An 18,674-nucleotide genomic window follows, 5' to 3' on the forward strand; every position below is an offset into this window, starting at 1 on the left:
GAATGTTTCGTGATTTTAGTTGGAGGGTGATATCTATTATAGAAATTAAACTAATTTCACCAGAAGATTATCAACAAGTACATCGATTAAGGGATTATTGTTTTCCGAATAAATATGCAGGAACTCGTCGAGAAGATTTTCATTATTGGGTTGAGCATAGCCTAACGCTGGGCGCATATAATGAGGAAAAAGTTGTTGGGCAGTTATTGGTACTTCCACTTAATATGACGGTGCATGGTGTGAGTTATGAAATGGGTGGCATTGGTTTTGTTGCCACATATCCTGAACATCGTAACCAAGGGATTATGAAGAAGCTAATGCTACAGTCATTAAAGGAAATGCGGGAAAATGGGCAATTTATATCTGTGTTAGCCCCTTTTTCAGTATCATTTTACCGATATTTTGGATGGGAATTATTTTTTGAAAAACTGCATTATTCGATTCCAAACGAAGCGTTTCCCAACTTTGGTCACCAAGTGGATGTTGTAAAACGGATGAGCTTTGAATGGCCGGAAGAGGTGGTTTTTCAGGAGATTCAACAATTCTTTAATGAGCAAGCCATAAAAAATAACGGTAGTATGAAGCGCGATGGGGCGTGGTGGCAACGGTTAGCCAGAAGGGAGCCTAACAGTCACTTAGCTGCCTATTACCGTGACCATCAAATTGCAGGTTATGTACGCTATGAAATTAGTAATTTAACCTTTTTGATTAAAGATTTTGTAGCAGAAGATAGTGTAGCTGAACAAGCTATATGGCGCTTTATTACGTCACATACTGCGAGTGTCAAGACAATTGAAGGCGTAACATCGAATAATAGTCACTTTGGTTTTCATTTTGAGCAACCTCAATTTAAACAGGAAATTACGAAAGATGTCATGGTAAGAATAGTGTATGTTTTTGAATTTTTGAAACGCTATCCGTGGGGAGACATTCGGCAACCATTGTATGTTTATATTAAAGATACATTTGGACCTTGGAATGAAAATCTTTATAAAATAAATAAAAATGGTCATGTAGAAGAAATGGATGAAAATTTGGTCGAGGATAAGCATATCTTAGCATTACCTATCCATGTGTTTTCAGCGATGATGGTCGGATATCTAACTGTTAACGATACGTTACGCTATGCAAACGGAGGAGTGACAAAAGAAGTAATCGATAATTGGCAAGGAACTATCCCTAGTGGTCGACCAGCTTTTTATGAGTACTTTTAGGTAGTTAAAGAAAATTTTTTTGAAATTTTAAGTGGACTATACCAGTTGTGTCATATCATTTATTTACCAGTATTGTGACGATAGCCCAGTAAATTCAGTTTGTATATTTGGGAAAAAATGTGTAAAAAACTGTTGTGGTATATACCAATCGGTGCTATTCTCAGTGTAAGAAAGCGATTACATTTAGTGGGATTTTACAGGCATAAATAATGTTAAAGCTTTCTGTGGATACTCTAGATTTGCAGGAACGAATTTAATCAAATAGAAGGAGTGCTAAATATGAAAAACATTATGTTAGTTTGTGTAGCGGGAATGAGTACTAGTTTACTTGTATCAAAAATGCAAAAGGCAGCACAGGAACAAAATATCGAGGCAGACATTTATGCCATCGCTGAAAATGAAGTTGATAAAATCTTAAAAAGCAAAAACGTCGACGTGTTATTACTAGGACCACAAGTGCGTTATTTAAAAGGAACATTTGAATCGAAGTACAAGGAAAAGAATGTACCAATCGATGTCATCAACATGGCAGATTACGGCATGATGAATGGTGAAAATGTATTAAAACAAGCTTTAAAGCTAATTGGGTGAGGAGGCAGACATATGGAAGAAACAGTAATGATGGAATCCGTTATGGGCTTAATTGTGCATAGTGGCAATACAAAAAGTGAATGTATGGAAGCCATTCAATTAGCAAAAAAAGGTGAGATTGAAGAGGCGAGAAGAAAGATTGAATTGGCGAATGAATCTTTAACAGCAGCACATCATTCACAAACAGGTTTACTGACACAAGAAGCTAGAGGCGAAAAAGTAGAAGTATCCATGTTGCTTATTCATGCACAGGATCATTTAATGAATGCAATAACTTTTCGAGATTTAGCAAAAGAAATGATAGATTTATATGAACGTATCAAAGGGGAATAACATCAAAAAGGGATGTTAATGATAAAAAACAAAAGGGAGTGTGTGAGATGTTCCGATTTTTAGAAGAGAAGTTTGTACCGGTAGCTGCAAGAGTTGGTAGTCAGCGTCATTTAGTTGCAATCCGTGACGGCTTTATTACGATAATGCCACTAACAATTGTTGGATCGTTTGCAGTATTAATTAATGCCTTACCTATTAAGTTTTACCAAAATGCACTTGATTCCATTTGGAAGCATGAAACTTGGACACAATGGGGCGGTAATGTATGGGGGGCTACTTTCGGAATTATCTCCCTTTTGTTATCATTCTGTATTGCTTATCACCTAGCAAAAGGTTATGACAAAGATGGCCTTTCGGCAGGAGTTATCGGTTTTGCAAGTTATATGACATTCGGAACTTTTGGTGAAGGTGGCTTAACTGGCTTAACAACAGGAACCGGCGGAATATTTATCGCTATCATAGCCGCGTTGCTTTCTGCAGAAGTGTTTTGTAAATTATCTGGAAATAGTAAGCTGCTGATTAAAATGCCAGATGGCGTACCGCCAGCAGTTGCTAAATCATTTGCAGCTTTGCTGCCAGCTATGATTACTATTGGTTTATTTGCATTAATTCGTACTATAATTTCAGCAGGATTCGATATCCCGGATATTGTAGGTACATTCTATTCGACAATTCAAGAGCCGTTTATGGGTTTAACAAATTCGTGGACTGCAGCCTTAATTTTAGCATTCATTCCAACGTTCTTATGGACTCTAGGTGTACATGGTGCCAACATTATTGATCCATTCTTACAAACTATTAACCTACCAGCAATCGAAGCTAACTTATTAGCACTTGAAGCTGGCAAAGTAGCACCGTATATCATTAACAAACCATTCCTAGATGCATTCGTTAATATGGGTGGTTCAGGTACGACTATCGCCTTAATTCTCGCAATCTTCTTAATAGCCAGAAAGAACAAGCAGTACAGTACAGTCGGAAAATTATCAGCTGCACCAGGTATATTCAATATCAATGAACCTTTACTATTCGGTTTACCAGTCGTATTAAACCCGATTTTATTCGTACCATTCATTTTAACGCCAATGGTTAACGTTTCAATCGCTTACTTTGCAACAAAGTGGGGCTTAGTACCAGCAGCAACAATTGCGGCACCATGGACAACGCCACCGATTATTAATGGATTCTTAGTTACACAATCATGGCAAGGTGCTGCGCTTAGTATCGTGTTGATCGTTGTATCGATTTGTATTTACCTACCGTTCGTTGCAATGGCTAACCGCGTTGCAAAAACAGAGAATGTTGAAATAAAACAATAAAATTTTAATTGATTATCAGTGGAGGTATACAAAGTGAGAAGATTAGGAATTTCCATTTATCCTCAACATAGCTCATTAGAGGAAATGCAAAATTATATTCAGCTAGCACATAACAACGGCTTTGACCGTATATTCACTTGCTTAATGTCTATGAAAAATGATGAGGAAAGAACAAAACTTCAACAAATCAATCTATTTGCTAAACAACTCGGCTTTGATATTTCTGCTGATATTGCGCCGCAAGTTTTTGAAGAACAAGGCTTAACGTATAGAGATATTGCTTATTTTAAAGAGCATTATCATTTAGCGGCTTTACGTTTAGATATGGGTTTTTCAGGTCAAGAGGAAGCATTTATGTCACTGGATGCTTGCAATTTGAAAGTAGAGTTAAATATTAGTAATGGCACAAAGTATGTCGAAAATATTTTATCTTACCAACCGAACAGAGAGAATATTACCGGCTGTCATAATTTTTATCCAAGACAGTATACGGGGCTAGCTCGTCATCATTTTTTGACGGCATCGAAGCTGTTTAAGGATCATAATATTCGTACGGCAGCTATGATTTCATCTCAATATGCTAAGTTTGGCCCTTGGGAGGAGACGCCACATGGTCTGCCATCATTAGAGGAGCATCGCCATCTACCAATTACTGTTCAAGCTAAGGATTTGTGGCATACGGGTTTAATTGATGATTGTATTATTGGAAATATGTACGCTTCAGAGGAAGAGCTTCGGGCTTTAGGGCAATTAAATCGAAATAAGCTAGAGCTCAAGGTCATACCTGCAGCAGAAACGAGTGTATTAGAAAAAGCGGTGATCTTTAATGAACCACACTTTAATCGTGGTGATGTTTCAGAATATGTCATTCGTAGTACACAATCGCGAGTTAAGTATAAAAACGATAACTTCCCTGCTCATGATACACATGATTTAGAGCCAGGTGATGTCACAATCGATAATGATTTGGATGTTCGTTACAAAGGGGAATTGCAAGTCGTATTAAAGGAAATGCCGAATTCGGGTTGTACGAATGTAGTGGCCAAAGTAGTGGAAGAGGAGCGTTTCCTACTTAACCAAATTCAACCGTGGTCGTCATTTGGTTTTACAAAATAATAAGTATGATCATAAAAGGGTTGAGCCTAGAGGTATTAGCTCAATCCTTTTATTGATAGGGATGTTAGGGGGAAGGGCAATGTATGTATTAGCGATTGATGGCGGTGGGACAAAAACAACAGCTGTTATTAGTGATGAGTTTGGGCATGTGCACGCAAAAATCGTAACTGGACGGAGTAATCCTACTGCAATGGATGCACAGCATTTTGAAGCTACGATTCGCAATCTGTTAGAGTCATTGCAAGTACAAAACCCACAAGTATTTGCAACCATTCACAGTTGCTTCGCTGGTATGGCGGGTGTGAAGGAAAAAAATGCGGAAAAGACTGTAGAGGCGATACTACGTGAATATATCGGGAATGACGCTGTTATTGTCATTGAAAATGATGCCTTAATTGCTCTCTATTCAGGAACCCTAGGACAAGAAGGTATTGTACAAATTGCAGGGACAGGCACCATTACGTTGGGTTATGATTGCCAGCATGCTGTACATCGAGTTGGGGGATGGGGATACTTATTTGATGATGAGGGTGGTGGTTACGATCTTGGTATTCAGGCGCTTAGGGCGGTATTTCAAAGCTATGATAAGAGAACGTTGCCAACAGCATTATGTAGTGCTTTATTAGAGCATTTTTCTGTGGATAACGTGGCACAATTGATTGATTGTATTTATAGCGAAGAGCATCCACGGACAATTATTGCGCCGTTAAGTAGATATGTTCATGAGGCTGCTGAAAAAGGCGATGTTGTAGCAAATGCCATTATTCATGAAGCGTGTGAAAAGTTCTATCATGCAATCAAAACGTGTTACCATATGATGTCTTGGGACAATGGAGCCGTCCCAGTGGTATTAGCAGGTGGTGTATTTTCCAACAAGACATTGTTCTTACCAAAGTTAGAACAATTAGCAACTATTGAGCAACTACCGTTACGCTTTATCTCAACATTGCTAGAGCCGATTGGTGGAGCTGTGGTCGGTGCATTAAAAATAGAGGGTATCCAAGTCGATACGAATTTTGTAGAAACGTTCCATGAAAAATACACACAATGGGGTGTGTAAGTGATTCTACATAATAAAAATGCTCATTACTATAAATTGGGGTTGATTTCCGTTCCGGCTGAACGCTTTACGGGGGTGTCCGATGAGCTTTCTAAAATCAATACACATTTTAATCAAATATTATTTTTCATTTTTGGTGATGAATTTAATAAAAGTAAATATTGCTTGAAACTGTAAAGTATCCTTGTCTAAGGGTACTTTTTTTAGATACTATTTTTCACTTGAAGAATTTCATGATAAAATATACAAATAGATTTGCCTTTACCTTAGTATATAACTAGGTTTACTATTATTCAGTCGGCTCAAAGACAGCGGTATTATTAATTAATGAAGAGAAAATTCATATAGATGGAGAGTGTAGTTATGTTACATCAATTTTCAAGAAATGAGCTTGCTATTGGTTCAGAAGGGCTCGAGAAATTAAAAGATACAACGGTTGCGATTTTAGGGGTTGGCGGTGTCGGTTCATTTGCAGCAGAAGCTTGTGCAAGAAGCGGTGTTGGGCGCATTATTTTAGTCGATAAGGATAATGTTGATATTACAAACATAAATCGTCAATTAGTGGCTTACCTTTCGACTGTCGGAAAGTCAAAATCGGCTGTCATGAAAGAGCGAATTGCTGATATTAATCCTGAATGTGAAGTCATTGATATGCATATGTTTTATACAGAGGAAACGTATGAAGATTTCTTCGCACAAGGGATTGATTATGTTATTGATGCAAGTGATACGGTGATCTATAAAATTCATATTATGAAGGAATGTTTGAGACGCAATATCCCAATCATTTCAAGTATGGGTGCTGCCAATAAAATGGATCCAACACGTTTCCAAATTGCGGATATCTCGAAAACGCATACGGATCCACTAGCAAAAGTGATTCGTACGAAACTTCGTAAAGAGGGAATTCATAAAGGTGTGAAAGTTGTATTCTCAGATGAAAGTCCGATTGTCGTTCGCCAGGATGTAGTAGAGCATGTAGGGAAACCTGATGCAGCCATTCGTAAAGCGAAAATGCCACCATCTTCAAATGCCTTTGTACCATCAGTAGCTGGTTTAATCGCTGCGAGTTGGGTCATTAATACGATTTTAGCAGACGTGAAAATCACTCGCGTTCAAGATTAAATAAAGGAAAAAAGACATGCGGAATTACGATTTAGCATGTCTTTTTTTATGGTCTTCTTATGTTACAATAGGAACGTCAAAAAAGAGGAGGCGTTCATATGGAGCAAATTTATCAAATGGAATATCGAGGGTTAAATTTATTCGATGAAATTAGTACGGTTGAGTTAGCGATTGATGAAGAACAGAAAACATTGCATATTTTTGACCCAGCAGAAGTGGTGGTGCCAATTTTTAATTTTGATGTCTCCGCCTATGAGCTATCAGAAAATTTTTATAAAATGGCAGATGTCCTTCGCCATAAACATATTTTAATTGATCAGGAATCTACCGGCGAGTTCACGTTAAGCAATTGGCTTGTGAATAATAATGTCTACTTTTATGTACCAAATAAAAGGATAAGAAAATACGTAGATGGTTGTATTATGGAAATAATTAATGTTAAAAACGAAAAGGCTCTGTTTGAATACTATGTACAAAGAGTATAAATCTACCAAAAAATGAGTTCGCGTTTATAAAATGCTATTAATTCACGGAATTGCCTTATTTTCTTCATGAGCCCACTACTTCTTTTAGTTTATTGCTATAATTTGAATAATTCCAATAGATATAGACAACAGGTGATTTTTTGTTTGGAATGTACAGGACTGCTTTAAGGGGAAGTGGAAATGTCGTTTTAAAAAACAATGAAACATGGGAGAGTGAAGAGATGGAAATTCAAGTAATACGTGATCATTTAGATATTGTAAAGTTGCAAGACAAAATGAATAGCATTGTGTTTGATTATATTGATACTTCGAATAATTATAGAAAAGCAATGAAAGAACTAAATCAAATGTACATGCAAGTAACTACATTTTATAAAGACTATATTGATGGACGTAACGGTGAAATACCATCAACAAATACGTACTGGTATTTATTTATCGATTGTAGTGCAAAATTGTGTTATTTCTTAGCAACTGCTATTTATTACTCTTCTAATGAACTACAAAAAACACCAGTAAAAGTAGAGAAACTGCTAGAAACAGCTGCTCGCACTTTACCAAATATTGAACAAGAAGAAAGTGAAGAGTTTTTAACTGCTATTCTATCTCTTTATGCAGAAATTGTGGGTGACGATCCCAAAACAACTTTACTATGTGAAGACGTTTTGACGCAAAAAGGTAACGTCAAACAATGCTTGCAACAATTTAAACAGTTTGTTGATATTGAAATAGATTAAAGTTCTTACTATAAAAACCATCATGACAAATCATAGTCATGATGGTTTTTCTTTTCCCTTAACTAATTTAGTGAATTATTTTACTATATTTGAATAATTTTATGGAGTGTTTGTTACATGAATAATAAAAGCTCTATATGGAGAATAAAACGATCTAGACGGGATGATTGTATAAACAGTCAGTCACGCCCCTTATTTTTAAAATTTTCTAACAATTATTCCGTTTTGATGTTACATATGTTATCATTGTTTATTATTTGGTAGTTTTTTTTGGTAATAAAGATAAATCATGTGAGGAATTATAACACTTAGTAGGAGTGGTGCTTGTGGGTGTATTTGGTTGGATACCATTTAAAGAGGGATGCTATTTATGGTGGAATTATCAGTTAAATAAAAAAACTGCGCAAACGAAACAAGAAATGTTTGAGGGCATCACTAAAACACGAGTTGATTTATTGCAAAGTTGGACAAGCGATCGATGGCTGTCTTTGGAAAATCGAGTACAGGTTATTGTCCAAACTGAACAGCATGTACTGAATACTTTCTTGACAGAATCTAATGAAAAAAGTAGCTACTTTACAGAGTTATTTTTAATGAATAATGAAGCGGAAGTAGTAGCTTCGAGTTTTTCTCCGCATATCGGTCAGCGTTATAGCATGACAAGTGATCCTGTGTATAATAAGGCGATTGAACACGTTATTCAAACGAAAACACCAATATTATATGGACCGTTTATTGATCCCATAACTGAAAAAATAGGCGCGAAATCTTCTCGTTTTCATGATGCGGTGACATTGCTGTTTTTACAACCTGTTTTAAAGGACGGTAACTTATACGGTGTGTTAGCAGCTAGAGTACCAAATGATGTACTTGGTGATTTAATTCAACGTGAGGCAGGACACATGTTTCCAAATTCAGGAGATAATTATTTATTCATGGCACAATCGAATTTCGACCCTAAGATTGAGCAGGGGGTTGCCCTTTCTCGTAGTCGATTTGAGGATAGCACTTTTGGGTTTGGTGGTAATCTGAAATCGGGAATTGAGACGAAGGAGTGGGGAGTTGTCAAAGTAGCTCGCCACACAGAATTCGAGCTAACTTTTTTAAATCCTGCGACGCAAAAATTACATTCAGGCATATCAAGGACAATTGCTAAAGGTCACAATATGTGTGTAGATTTTCCTGGTTATGCAGATTATCGCCATATACCGGTCGTAGGGAGTGGTGTCCTATTTCAATTACCACATTCGCCAGATCAGTGGGGTATGATGTGTGAGGCAGATTTGGAAGAAGTGTATAACGAGCGCTCGATTGGCTATAAATTGGCGAGTAGCTTTTTAGCCCTTATGATGATGAACATTTTATTATTTCAAATACTCTCTGCACTTTCTTTACCTGATTTGCTCATTTTTTGTATTAATGTCGTATATGGGGCAGCTGGAGCATCGTATTTCCTGAAACGGCGTTTAGCACCGATTACTCATCAACTTGAAAATATGACGAAGATGGTACAGAAGATTGCAGAGGGCGCAGGCGATTTAACGATACGAACACCACAAGAAATGCTAACCCGAGATGAAACTGGGGATATGGGGCGGGCCTTAAATAATTTTGTAGATAGCCAAGGTAGTCTATTAGCAAAGGTACAAAATTCTTCAAATGATGTTGAAGAAACGAACCAAATATTGCGAGAGCGTACATTACAGGTAGAGACAGATTCAACGCTCGTGTTAGTTCAAATGAAGGAAATGCATGTTGCTATTCAACAACAGCTATATGATGTGCAGCAAGCAATGGGGCAAATTGAAGAAATTCAAGAGAAAATGTTTGCCATGGAAGCTGGTTCGGAAGAGCAATTGCATGTCGCGCAGCAACAAGTCTCGGATATCAATGCTAAAATGACAGGAATTGTTGGGAAAGTGCAAGATACGTTACAGCTTACGTCCACGTTCCAGCAAGCTTCTGAAAGCATTGGTAGTGTTGTGTTATCCATCAATGCCATTGCCGAGCAAACAAATTTATTAGCTTTAAATGCGTCGATTGAAGCGGCGCGAGCGGGAGAACATGGAAAAGGGTTTGCGGTTGTAGCGGATGAAATTCGGAAATTATCTACCCAAACAAAACAAGCAACTGAGGGAATTCAGACAACGTTACAGTTAATCGAAAATAGCTCTGCTAGAATTCAACAATCCATAGGGGTAAGTAGTGCGGAGGTAGAGCAAGGCGCAAGTTTTATCCAAGAAGTTCATGAAGTGCTTATGAAGATGTCCAATAATGCTTCGCAAAATCGTGAAACAGATCAAATGAAAGATATTATCCAAAGCATTGCCGCAAGCAGCGAGCAAAATGTACGCGTTGTGAACATTGTTTCACAGTCAACAGAGGAAATGATGGCACAAATTCAGCGTGCACGTTTTGATACGGAGCGTGCATCACTTGTAATTGGGACACTGGCACATGCTGTATCGAAATTCCAAGTGAAATAGTATAATATCTCGATATAGCTACTTGTTTGCGGAGGTATATATGGCGACGAAAACTAAGATTGACTATACTTCATACGAAGAGGTAGTTGATGCACTTTTAGTAAATGAATTGTGGTAGCTAGGGAATGTCTGAATGCATGATGTAAGACAGGTTGGATCTAAGCGAATCGAGATGCGAGAGACTGTGAAGATGAATTGAAAAAATAATTTTACGCTCAGCAGTTCAAGCAATAGGCACTAGGTATATGAAAGAACGCAATAGTGTGCTCAGATTATGCTATAAAAACTAAAGCCTAATGATTTCGATGTTGTAACGGCAGAAAGATTATAGCAACTTAATGAGTTGAAAAAGGATGTTGGTCGAATAGGGGGAAAGGTAGCTCATCTGAGTCGCTTTTAATGAAAGTTGATCTTACCTAGGTGAAACGAGTCACCCTTCACGAAACCGAATGATCATAGTTAAGTTAAAATATAGGGTTTTATCAATAACAATAGAAAGCATACTCACTGTCGAGCATGCTTTCTATTGTTATTTTTTTGTTTGATTATGGAATACTTTCAGTTTTTCATAAATGCCAGCCATGCGTTTTTCTTCGCCAGCAATGACGGGTTTGTAAAATTCTGTGCCAACTAATTCGTCGGGCAAATATTGTTGCTCTACCCAACCACCAAATGTACCTATTGGCGTATTGTGGGGATATAAATAGCCGACGTGGCCTAATTCCTTAGCGCCTGAATAGTGAGCATCTCGTAAGTGAAGTGGGATATCGCCGGTTTTCCCTTCATGAATACTCGCAATCGCCGCATCAATGGCTTGGATAGCTGAGTTTGATTTGGAAGCTAGGCACATTTCGATGACAGCACTTGCAAGTGGAATCCGAGCTTCTGGTAAGCCGAGTCGTTCGGCTGCTTGAATGGCTGCAAGCATATGCGGTCCGACATCAGGATTAGCAAGGCCAATATCTTCATACGCCATCACAAGTAAACGACGACTGACAGCAACTAAATCACCTACTTCAAGTAAATGTGCTAAGTAGAAGAGTGCGGCATTGGTATCACTACCACGCACTGATTTTTGTAGTGCTGATAATAAGTTGTAAAAATGAGAGCCGTTTTTATCGCCATATACACCAATCCGTCCGATTAGATGTTCGATGATATGATCAGCAGCGATAGTTTGTCCTTCGACTTCATCACTCGCATAGTAAATAGATTCGAGTAATGTCAGTGCCTTTCGTGCATCACCATTTGCGGCGTTCGCTATGCGAGTAATTTGTTCGTCTGTAAGTGCGAAGTTATATTTGCCAAGTCCTCGTTTTTCATCGGCTAATGCCTTTTCAATCAGTTCGATTAAATTAGCTGTTGTTAGTCGTGTTAGTTGATGAATTTCGCCACAACGTGAACGAATCGCGGGATTAACATCATGATAGGGGTTTTCTGTTGTTGCACCAATTAGCACAATCGAGCCATTCTCGACATGTGGTAAAAGTGTATCTTGCTGCAGTTTGTTGAAGCGATGGATTTCGTCTAAAAAAAGAAGAACTTTTCCAGCGATTCTTGCTTCTTGTACAATGTCTTCGACGTCTTTTTTGCCAGCGCGAGTGGCATTTAGCGAGAAGAATGGTAGTTTTGAGCTACCTGCAATAGCATTGGCAATGGACGTTTTTCCGATACCGGGCTCACCATATAAAAGCATCGATGGGACATGTCCGTTTTGAATCATTTTATAAAGTGCTGTATCATGGCCGATGAAATCTTGTTGACCTACGATTTCATCGAGTGTGCGCGGACGCATCCGATAAGCCAGTGGTTCGTTATGCAAAAGGAACCCTCCTTTCGTACGTTTGTTCTAATTTGTATTATAACATATACTTAGAGGAGTATATCCGAGTTCTACGAGAGGATATTATGATATACTGATTTTAGTATTTTGACTAGACTAAATGAGGGTGATAAAATGAAAATTTCGACAAAAGGCCGTTACGGGCTGACAATTATGATTGAATTGGCAAAACACTACGGTGAGGGGCCAATACCACTGCGCAAAATTGCAGCAGAAAAAGAACTTTCAGAAGCTTATTTAGAGCAATTAGTATCGCCGTTACGAAATTCTGGTTTAGTGAAAAGTGTACGTGGTGCGTATGGTGGTTATATGTTAGCAAATCCACCAAGTGAAATTACAGCTGCAAACGTCATTAGTGTACTAGAAGGACCGATTCAACCTGTAGAAGGAATTGAAAATGAGGAAGCACCTCAACGTGAGTTATGGCTACGTATTCGTGATGCAGTGAAAAATGTTTTAGACACAACATCAATTGAAGATCTTGCGCAATATACAGAAGAAAATGCAACAGACGGTTATATGTTCTACATTTAACTTTATCTTCATTCAGCCAAGTGTATTTGATTTTTAAAGGAGTAATAAAAATGAGTTCATTTATATATCTTGATCATGCGGCGACTTCACCGATGGATGAAAAGGTGATTGATGCCATGACGGTCGCGATGCGTGAAGTATACGGCAATGCATCGAGTGTTCACAGGGCAGGTCGAGAGGCACGTAAGTATATAGACAATGCACGTGATGTATTAGCACAATCGATAGGTGCAAAGCCTGGTGAAATCATTTTAACGAGTGGTGGTACAGAGGCTGATAATACAGCTATTTTTGGTACGGCTTATGCGCGTAGTACAGAGGGTAAGCACATCATTACGACACAAATTGAGCATCATGCAGTGTTACATTGCTGTGAAAAGCTTGAGCGTGAAGGCTATGATGTAACGTATTTACCTGTAGATTCTAAAGGCATAGTTTCTGTAGAAGCAGTTAAAAACGCACTTCGCGATGATACGATTTTAGTTACAATTATGTATGGCAACAATGAAGTTGGTACGATTCAACCGATTGCTGAAATTGGTGAGGTTTTACGTGACCATAAGGCGACGTTTCATACGGATGCTGTACAAGCTTATGGCGTAGAAAATATTGATGTAGCGAATTTACACGTTGATTTATTAAGTGTGTCAGCACATAAAATTAACGGACCAAAGGGTATTGGCTTCCTATATCAAAAAGCTGGTACCCCCCTTGCAAGTTATGCATATGGCGGTGCACAGGAGAAAAAACGTCGTGCTGGTACTGAAAATGTACCGGCTGTACTTGGTTTTGCTACTGCTGTACAAAATGCAAGTGAGTTGCGTGAGGAAAAGCGCGCATTGTACAATCGCTTTAAGCAAATTATGCTAGATGTTTTTATACAAGAAGCACTTACATTCCATGTGAATGGCGATACGCAGAAAGTGTTGCCACATGTATTCAATGTAAGCTTTGCTGGGATGGAAGTTGAATCGTTTTTAGTAAATCTTGATATGGCGGGTGTTTGTGCATCAAGTGGATCGGCGTGTACAGCAGGTTCAATTGACCCGTCACATGTCTTAGTGGCGATGTTCGGTAAAGGTGCTGAAGAATTACGTAATTCGATTCGCTTTAGTTTCGGTCAAGGCTTAACGGAAGAAGATGTAAAACAAGCAGCGGAAAAAACAGCAGCTATTGTGAAAAGACTGGTGAATTAATAAAAGAAAAGGTGACCTCGAATGAAAGAAACACGTGACCCTTCACAAATACGTGTCGTTGTCGGCATGTCGGGTGGGGTAGATTCTTCGGTTGCTGCATACCTGCTAAAACAACAAGGTTATGAAGTAATCGGGATATTTATGAAAAACTGGGATGATACAGACGAAAATGGAGTTTGTACAGCTACAGAAGACTATGATGATGTAATTAAAGTATGTAACCAAATTGGAATCCCGTACTATGCAGTTAATTTTGAAAAGCAATACTGGGATAAAGTTTTCACATACTTTTTAGAAGAATATAAAGCAGGACGCACACCAAATCCAGACGTTATGTGTAATAAGGAAATTAAATTTAAAGCCTTCCTTGACCATGCTATGAGCCTTGGAGCAGATTATCTTGCGACAGGTCATTATGCACGAATTGATCGCAGTGGTGATGGAGAAGTATTAATGCTACGTGGTGTCGATGAAAATAAAGACCAAACGTATTTCCTAAATCAATTATCACAAGAACAGCTAGCTCATGTGATGTTCCCAATCGGTGATATTGAGAAAAAAGAAGTGCGTAAAATTGCGGAAGAAGCAGGTCTTGCGACAGCAAAGAAAAAAGATTCTACAGGCATTTGCTTCATTGGCGAACGTAATTTTAAAGAGTTCTTAAGTCAATTCCTACCAGCACAACCCGGAAAAATGGAGACAATGGATGGCGTGGTAATGGGACAACATGACGGGCTAATGTATTACACACTTGGTCAACGTCATGGCCTCGGTATTGGTGGCGACGGTGAGCCGTGGTTTGTTCTTGGAAAAGACTTAGAGCGTAATGTATTGCTTGTTGGTCAAGGCTTCCACCATGATGCCTTGTACTCGACTTCGTTAACAGCGGTGAAAATGAGCTATACTTCGACAAAAAAATTGCCCGGGAAATTTTCTTGCACAGCGAAATTCCGCTACCGTCAAACGGATACACCGGTTGAAGTGGAAATTTTAGCAGACGGCCGTACACATATTACATTTGCGGAGCCAGTACGTGCAATTACACCAGGTCAAGCAGTCGTTTTATATGACGGCGAAGTATGTCTTGGTGGCGGTACAATTGATGAAGTATTTAAAAACAACGAAAAACTAACATATGTAGGATAACTTGCGATGAGACTGCTTAGGCAGTCTTTCGCTACGTAGAGGTGAAAAATATGGATTTTAATGAACAAGGTATTTTAGCATTTCAAGAGAAACGCTACGAGGATGCAGCACAACTTTTTACGCAAGCCATTGAATCAGAGCCAGAAAATGCAATTGGTTACGTGAACTTTGGCAATCTATTAGCAGTATTAGATGATACTGAACGTGCAGAGCGTTTCTTCCAAAAGGCGATTACAGTTGATGAAACAACTGCAACAGCGTACTATGGCTTAGCAAATTTATATTACAATGCAGAACGTTATGCAGAAGCAGTGAAGTTGTATGAGATGGCGGTACAGCATAATATTCAAGGTGCTGACGTCTATTATATGATGGGTAAATGCTTTGAGAAGCTAGAAAATCCAAAGCTAGCTTTACCATATTTACAACGTGCAGCGGAATTAGCTCCAGAAGATATGCAAATCCGTTTAGCATACTCAATTGTTTTATGTGCATTAGAGATGTTCGATGAAGGGAAGAAGGAACTAGACTTCATTATTGAGCAGGACTGGAATAATGCCGATGCACATTATAATTTAGGTGTGTTATATGCCGTATCAACTGAAAAAACAGAGGATGCGATGTATCACTTAAAACAAGCATTCACATTACAACCTGAATATGATCAAGCGCGCTATATTTACGATATGATTGCACAACGCTTTAACTAATCAGAAAAAACTCGTTAAGCTATTGAAGCTGACGAGTTTTTTTTGCGTATTTCTTAATATACTCCACAGAGAATGCGATAATCGCAGGGATAAGCCCTGTAAATGAAATAAGGATGAGAGATATCACAAGATTATCCGCTACTGCCGGGATGTTACCAAGTGCAAAACCTGTAAATAACCAAACGATTGTCCAAATAAGTGCTCCGAGGCAATTGTGTAAAAAGAAATCTCGGAATTTAAATGAAGTAAAGCCACTTACTAAAGGCACAGTCGTACGCATTAGTGGTACGAAGCGAGAAAATGTGATGGCTATTTTACCGTAGCGTTCTAAAAAGTTCGTAGCTCTTGTGATCGTTTGTTCTGGAATGTATTTCAATAATGAAAACCGTCCTGATTTTGCTTTTGCTCGTTTTATCAACATGCCAATTGTATAATTTTGTGTATCACCAATGATGGTTGCGAAGAAAAATAATAAAAACAGCACCCAAACATTTAAATGACCGGTTGCAGCAATCGTACCACTGGCAAAGACTGTGGAATCTCCGGGTAAAAAGGTCAAAACGACAAAGGCAGTTTTCGCATAAACGATAAAAAACAAAACAACATACATCACAAGACCATATTCTTCAATGTATCGAAATAACTCTGTGTCGATTGTTTTTAAAAAGGTGAAGGCTTCCTGCATAATTGGGGAGAATTCCTTTCTGGGCTACTTTTTAACTTGTGAGAAATTTTACTTAACACCTGATAAATATTTTGCTAAATCTACTATAGGTGTATCGCCAAAAAGTGAAGGCTCTATATCATGTTCTTTTAAAATATTTATTTCTTTATTAAGACGTTCCATTTTACGGTCGAGTTCGGCTGCTTGAAGGGCAGCATCTTTTAACTCTTTTCGGATATGATCAGGCATGTCTTTATTATATTTATAGTAAATTTTATGTTCTAAACTTGCCCAAAAATCCATTGCAATCGTCCGGATTTGAATTTCGGTGTAGATTTTTTCCATACGATCGGACATGTAAATCGGAATTTTTACAATAAGGTGTAAACTTTGGTAGCCATTTTCTTTTGGGTCTGCAATATAGTCCTTTACGTCCACGATTTCTATATCACATTGATTGTGGAGCATTTCACTTACCTTATAAATATCTTCAACAAAAGAGCAAGTTATACGTACACCTGCAATATCGCGAATGTTTTCTCGAATTGCATCGATTGTAGGTGGAAGTTCTTTTTTCTGTACTTTTAGCAAAATACTTTTTGATGATTTTAAACGTGTGGATACATGTTCAATCGGATTATAATCATGAATCATTTTGAATTCTTCTTTTAAAATATTTATTTTCGTTTCAATTTCACTCAGTGCAAATTTATATGCTAAAAAGAAGCGTTTAATCTCTGTATGAAATGTTTTAAAGGTAGTTACTTCGCGTTCAGTTATCATTAGTCGTGTAATCCTTTCTGCTACAAATAGTCATACCTTTATTAAGAATAGCAAAATTGTTATGTAAATAAAAATAAGCACTCCATTAAAAAACCTATCCCTCAAAAAAAGAAGGATAGGATTGTCTATTTACGTAATTATTTTGGCGTTTAAGTTGTAGCGTTTATTGAATTCTTCGACAAATACTTGTAAATCGATATATGTACCAATGTAGGGCTCAGTTTCTTGATCGCGTAATAAGCCACATGTTGCTTTTAGAGATTTCGAAAACTCTAATAACATTTGTTCGTTATCTAATTGTATGTGTAGTGAAAGTGAGTCGTCTAAAGTATTCACTTTAAAATATTTGCCATCGATAATACGCTCTAAATTTGTTTCATGGAATGGGAAAACGTAATCTTTGTATATTAATTTCACTGTATTTCACCCTTTCTGCAATAGTTTACAACGTCTGAGTAGTTTAAATCGCCACCGAAAATAGAAAGAGCACTACCGATTGTGACATGGAGTTTACCATCAGCAATTTGTTTGAATTTCTCTAAATCGTTAAGTGAACGTACACCGCCTGCATACGTCGTTGGAATAGATGTCCACTCGGCTAAATCACGGACTAAGCTTTCTTGCATGCCACCTTTTTTGCCTTCTACGTCAACTGCGTGGATGAGTAGCTCATCACAAAACTCTTCGATATAAGCAATCGATTCAGCATTTACTTCAAAATCGCTGAATTTTGTCCATTTGTCTGTCACGACAAACCATTTTCCATCGCGCATTCGACAACTTAAATCAATAACTAGATGCTCTTTGCCAACTGTTGTTACTAGTTTTTCGAGGCGCTCAGTATCGAGCTTCCCATCATGGAAAATATACGACGTTACAATAACATGTGACGCACCTGCATCAATATATTTTTCGGCGTTATCAGCAGTAATACCGCCACCAACTTGTAACCCTCTAGGATAGGCTGCTAATGCTGAAAGTGCGGCTTCTTCATTACCACCGCCTAGCATAATGACGTGACCACCTGTTAATTTATCTTGTGCAAACATTTTTGCATAATAGTTCGAATCATATTCAGATATGAAATTTTCAACTACTTCTTGATCTGTATGGCCGAGCGTACTGCCGACAATTTGCTTTACTTTGCCATCGTGTAAGTCGATGCAAGGTCTGAATTCCAATTATTTCACAATCCTTCCTTCTATTACGATGTTCGTAGTCTTTATCATAGCATGTTCATCCTATAAATTGCAGAGTGCTATGAATTGTCAAAAAAATGTTAAAAAATTTGATATATTTCTATCATAAAGTGAATTTACCCGGTATGCTGTG

Annotated in this window: 19 protein-coding genes; 14 read left to right on the top strand and 5 right to left on the bottom strand. The window is 38.0% G+C overall.

The annotated features are described in order from the left end of the window. The first annotated feature begins 26 nt into the window (after window positions 1-26). The 10 genes from AEA09_RS04615 (at window position 27) to AEA09_RS04660 (ending at window position 10,466) form a co-directional block, all read left to right on the top strand. The gene (locus tag AEA09_RS04615; protein ID WP_245622779.1) at window positions 27-1,214 is read left to right on the top strand and encodes a GNAT family N-acetyltransferase; all 1,188 of its coding nucleotides are present in this window, start codon (window positions 27-29) and stop codon (window positions 1,212-1,214) included. A 279-nt stretch (window positions 1,215-1,493) separates the two neighbouring features. Further along, on the top strand, window positions 1,494-1,805 hold the full coding sequence (locus AEA09_RS04620; protein ID WP_053582719.1) for a PTS sugar transporter subunit IIB: 312 nt from the start codon (window positions 1,494-1,496) through the stop codon (window positions 1,803-1,805). 12 nt (window positions 1,806-1,817) lie between these two features. Then, window positions 1,818-2,138, top strand: a complete 321-nt coding sequence (locus AEA09_RS04625) for a PTS sugar transporter subunit IIA (RefSeq protein WP_053582720.1) — start codon at window positions 1,818-1,820, stop codon at window positions 2,136-2,138. A 47-nt stretch (window positions 2,139-2,185) separates the two neighbouring features. Next, a complete protein-coding gene (locus tag AEA09_RS04630; RefSeq protein WP_053582721.1) occupies window positions 2,186-3,457 on the top strand; it encodes a PTS sugar transporter subunit IIC in 1,272 nt (423 codons plus the stop codon). Between the two features lie 33 nt (window positions 3,458-3,490). Further along, window positions 3,491-4,573, top strand: a complete 1,083-nt coding sequence (locus AEA09_RS04635; protein WP_053582722.1) for a DUF871 domain-containing protein — start codon at window positions 3,491-3,493, stop codon at window positions 4,571-4,573. A gap of 79 nt (window positions 4,574-4,652) precedes the next feature. Further along, on the top strand, window positions 4,653-5,633 hold the full coding sequence (locus tag AEA09_RS04640) for an N-acetylglucosamine kinase (protein ID WP_053582723.1): 981 nt from the start codon (window positions 4,653-4,655) through the stop codon (window positions 5,631-5,633). 363 nt (window positions 5,634-5,996) lie between these two features. Next, window positions 5,997-6,758 carry a tRNA threonylcarbamoyladenosine dehydratase gene (locus AEA09_RS04645; RefSeq protein WP_053582724.1) on the top strand — a complete coding sequence of 254 codons (762 nt, stop codon included), beginning with the start codon at window positions 5,997-5,999 and terminating at the stop codon, window positions 6,756-6,758. 98 nt (window positions 6,759-6,856) lie between these two features. Continuing rightward, on the top strand, window positions 6,857-7,243 hold the full coding sequence (locus tag AEA09_RS04650; RefSeq protein WP_053582725.1) for a hypothetical protein: 387 nt from the start codon (window positions 6,857-6,859) through the stop codon (window positions 7,241-7,243). Window positions 7,244-7,464: 221 nt separating this feature from the next. Beyond that, the gene (locus tag AEA09_RS04655) at window positions 7,465-7,980 is read left to right on the top strand and encodes a hypothetical protein (protein WP_053582726.1); all 516 of its coding nucleotides are present in this window, start codon (window positions 7,465-7,467) and stop codon (window positions 7,978-7,980) included. Window positions 7,981-8,306: 326 nt separating this feature from the next. Beyond that, window positions 8,307-10,466, top strand: a complete 2,160-nt coding sequence (locus AEA09_RS04660; protein WP_053582727.1) for a methyl-accepting chemotaxis protein — start codon at window positions 8,307-8,309, stop codon at window positions 10,464-10,466. 529 nt (window positions 10,467-10,995) lie between these two features. Here AEA09_RS04660 and AEA09_RS04665 read toward each other — a convergent pair. Continuing rightward, window positions 10,996-12,288, bottom strand: a complete 1,293-nt coding sequence (locus AEA09_RS04665) for a replication-associated recombination protein A (protein ID WP_053582728.1) — start codon at window positions 12,286-12,288, stop codon at window positions 10,996-10,998. Between the two features lie 135 nt (window positions 12,289-12,423). Between AEA09_RS04665 and cymR the strand changes: the two genes are divergently transcribed. From cymR to AEA09_RS04685, 4 genes are read left to right on the top strand one after another with little or no spacing between them, the layout of a single operon-like run. Beyond that, window positions 12,424-12,843 carry a cysteine metabolism transcriptional regulator CymR gene (gene cymR, locus AEA09_RS04670; protein ID WP_053582729.1) on the top strand — a complete coding sequence of 140 codons (420 nt, stop codon included), beginning with the start codon at window positions 12,424-12,426 and terminating at the stop codon, window positions 12,841-12,843. A gap of 50 nt (window positions 12,844-12,893) precedes the next feature. Next, window positions 12,894-14,039, top strand: coding sequence for a cysteine desulfurase family protein (locus AEA09_RS04675; protein ID WP_053582730.1), 1,146 nt, complete (start codon window positions 12,894-12,896; stop codon window positions 14,037-14,039). A gap of 21 nt (window positions 14,040-14,060) precedes the next feature. Then, window positions 14,061-15,185: a tRNA 2-thiouridine(34) synthase MnmA gene (mnmA, locus tag AEA09_RS04680; protein WP_053582731.1), complete on the top strand. Its 1,125-nt coding sequence runs from the start codon at window positions 14,061-14,063 to the stop codon at window positions 15,183-15,185. 50 nt (window positions 15,186-15,235) lie between these two features. Next, entirely contained in the window at window positions 15,236-15,895 is a 660-nt protein-coding gene (locus AEA09_RS04685; RefSeq protein ID WP_053582732.1) for a tetratricopeptide repeat protein, read from the top strand. A 19-nt stretch (window positions 15,896-15,914) separates the two neighbouring features. On the opposite strand, the gene AEA09_RS04690 is transcribed toward AEA09_RS04685, so the two are convergent. The 4 genes from AEA09_RS04690 to hisA all read right to left on the bottom strand — a co-directional run bounded on the left by AEA09_RS04690 (window position 15,915) and on the right by hisA (window position 18,523). Then, window positions 15,915-16,580, bottom strand: a complete 666-nt coding sequence (locus tag AEA09_RS04690; protein WP_053582733.1) for a VTT domain-containing protein — start codon at window positions 16,578-16,580, stop codon at window positions 15,915-15,917. Window positions 16,581-16,628: 48 nt separating this feature from the next. After that, the gene (locus tag AEA09_RS04695; protein WP_053582734.1) at window positions 16,629-17,342 is read right to left on the bottom strand and encodes a GTP pyrophosphokinase; all 714 of its coding nucleotides are present in this window, start codon (window positions 17,340-17,342) and stop codon (window positions 16,629-16,631) included. Window positions 17,343-17,471: 129 nt separating this feature from the next. Then, on the bottom strand, window positions 17,472-17,759 hold the full coding sequence (locus AEA09_RS04700) for a hypothetical protein (RefSeq protein WP_053582735.1): 288 nt from the start codon (window positions 17,757-17,759) through the stop codon (window positions 17,472-17,474). After that, window positions 17,756-18,523 (bottom strand): phosphoribosylformimino-5-aminoimidazole carboxamide ribotide isomerase, encoded by a 768-nt coding sequence (gene hisA, locus AEA09_RS04705; RefSeq protein ID WP_053582736.1) that lies wholly within the window; start codon window positions 18,521-18,523, stop codon window positions 17,756-17,758. The genes AEA09_RS04700 and hisA overlap by 4 nt, the downstream gene beginning before the upstream one ends. Window positions 18,524-18,674: the final 151 nt, after the last annotated feature.

Source organism: Lysinibacillus contaminans, assembly GCF_001278945.1.
GTDB classification, from domain to species: domain Bacteria; phylum Bacillota; class Bacilli; order Bacillales_A; family Planococcaceae; genus Lysinibacillus; species Lysinibacillus contaminans.

Excerpts from the sequence above, each read along its gene's own strand:
- AEA09_RS04645 (WP_053582724.1), top strand. The coding sequence starts at position 5,997 with ATGTTACATCAATTTTCAAGAAATGAGCTTGCTATTGGTTCAGAAGGG.
- mnmA (WP_053582731.1), top strand. The coding sequence starts at position 14,061 with ATGAAAGAAACACGTGACCCTTCACAAATACGTGTCGTTGTCGGCATG.
- AEA09_RS04675 (WP_053582730.1), top strand. The coding sequence starts at position 12,894 with ATGAGTTCATTTATATATCTTGATCATGCGGCGACTTCACCGATGGAT.
- AEA09_RS04620 (WP_053582719.1), top strand. The coding sequence starts at position 1,494 with ATGAAAAACATTATGTTAGTTTGTGTAGCGGGAATGAGTACTAGTTTA.
- AEA09_RS04685 (WP_053582732.1), top strand. The coding sequence starts at position 15,236 with ATGGATTTTAATGAACAAGGTATTTTAGCATTTCAAGAGAAACGCTAC.
- AEA09_RS04640 (WP_053582723.1), top strand. The coding sequence starts at position 4,653 with ATGTATGTATTAGCGATTGATGGCGGTGGGACAAAAACAACAGCTGTT.
- AEA09_RS04625 (WP_053582720.1), top strand. The coding sequence starts at position 1,818 with ATGGAAGAAACAGTAATGATGGAATCCGTTATGGGCTTAATTGTGCAT.
- AEA09_RS04650 (WP_053582725.1), top strand. The coding sequence starts at position 6,857 with ATGGAGCAAATTTATCAAATGGAATATCGAGGGTTAAATTTATTCGAT.
- cymR (WP_053582729.1), top strand. The coding sequence starts at position 12,424 with ATGAAAATTTCGACAAAAGGCCGTTACGGGCTGACAATTATGATTGAA.
- AEA09_RS04695 (WP_053582734.1), bottom strand. The coding sequence starts at position 17,342 with ATGATAACTGAACGCGAAGTAACTACCTTTAAAACATTTCATACAGAG.
- AEA09_RS04690 (WP_053582733.1), bottom strand. The coding sequence starts at position 16,580 with ATGCAGGAAGCCTTCACCTTTTTAAAAACAATCGACACAGAGTTATTT.
- AEA09_RS04630 (WP_053582721.1), top strand. The coding sequence starts at position 2,186 with ATGTTCCGATTTTTAGAAGAGAAGTTTGTACCGGTAGCTGCAAGAGTT.
- AEA09_RS04655 (WP_053582726.1), top strand. The coding sequence starts at position 7,465 with ATGGAAATTCAAGTAATACGTGATCATTTAGATATTGTAAAGTTGCAA.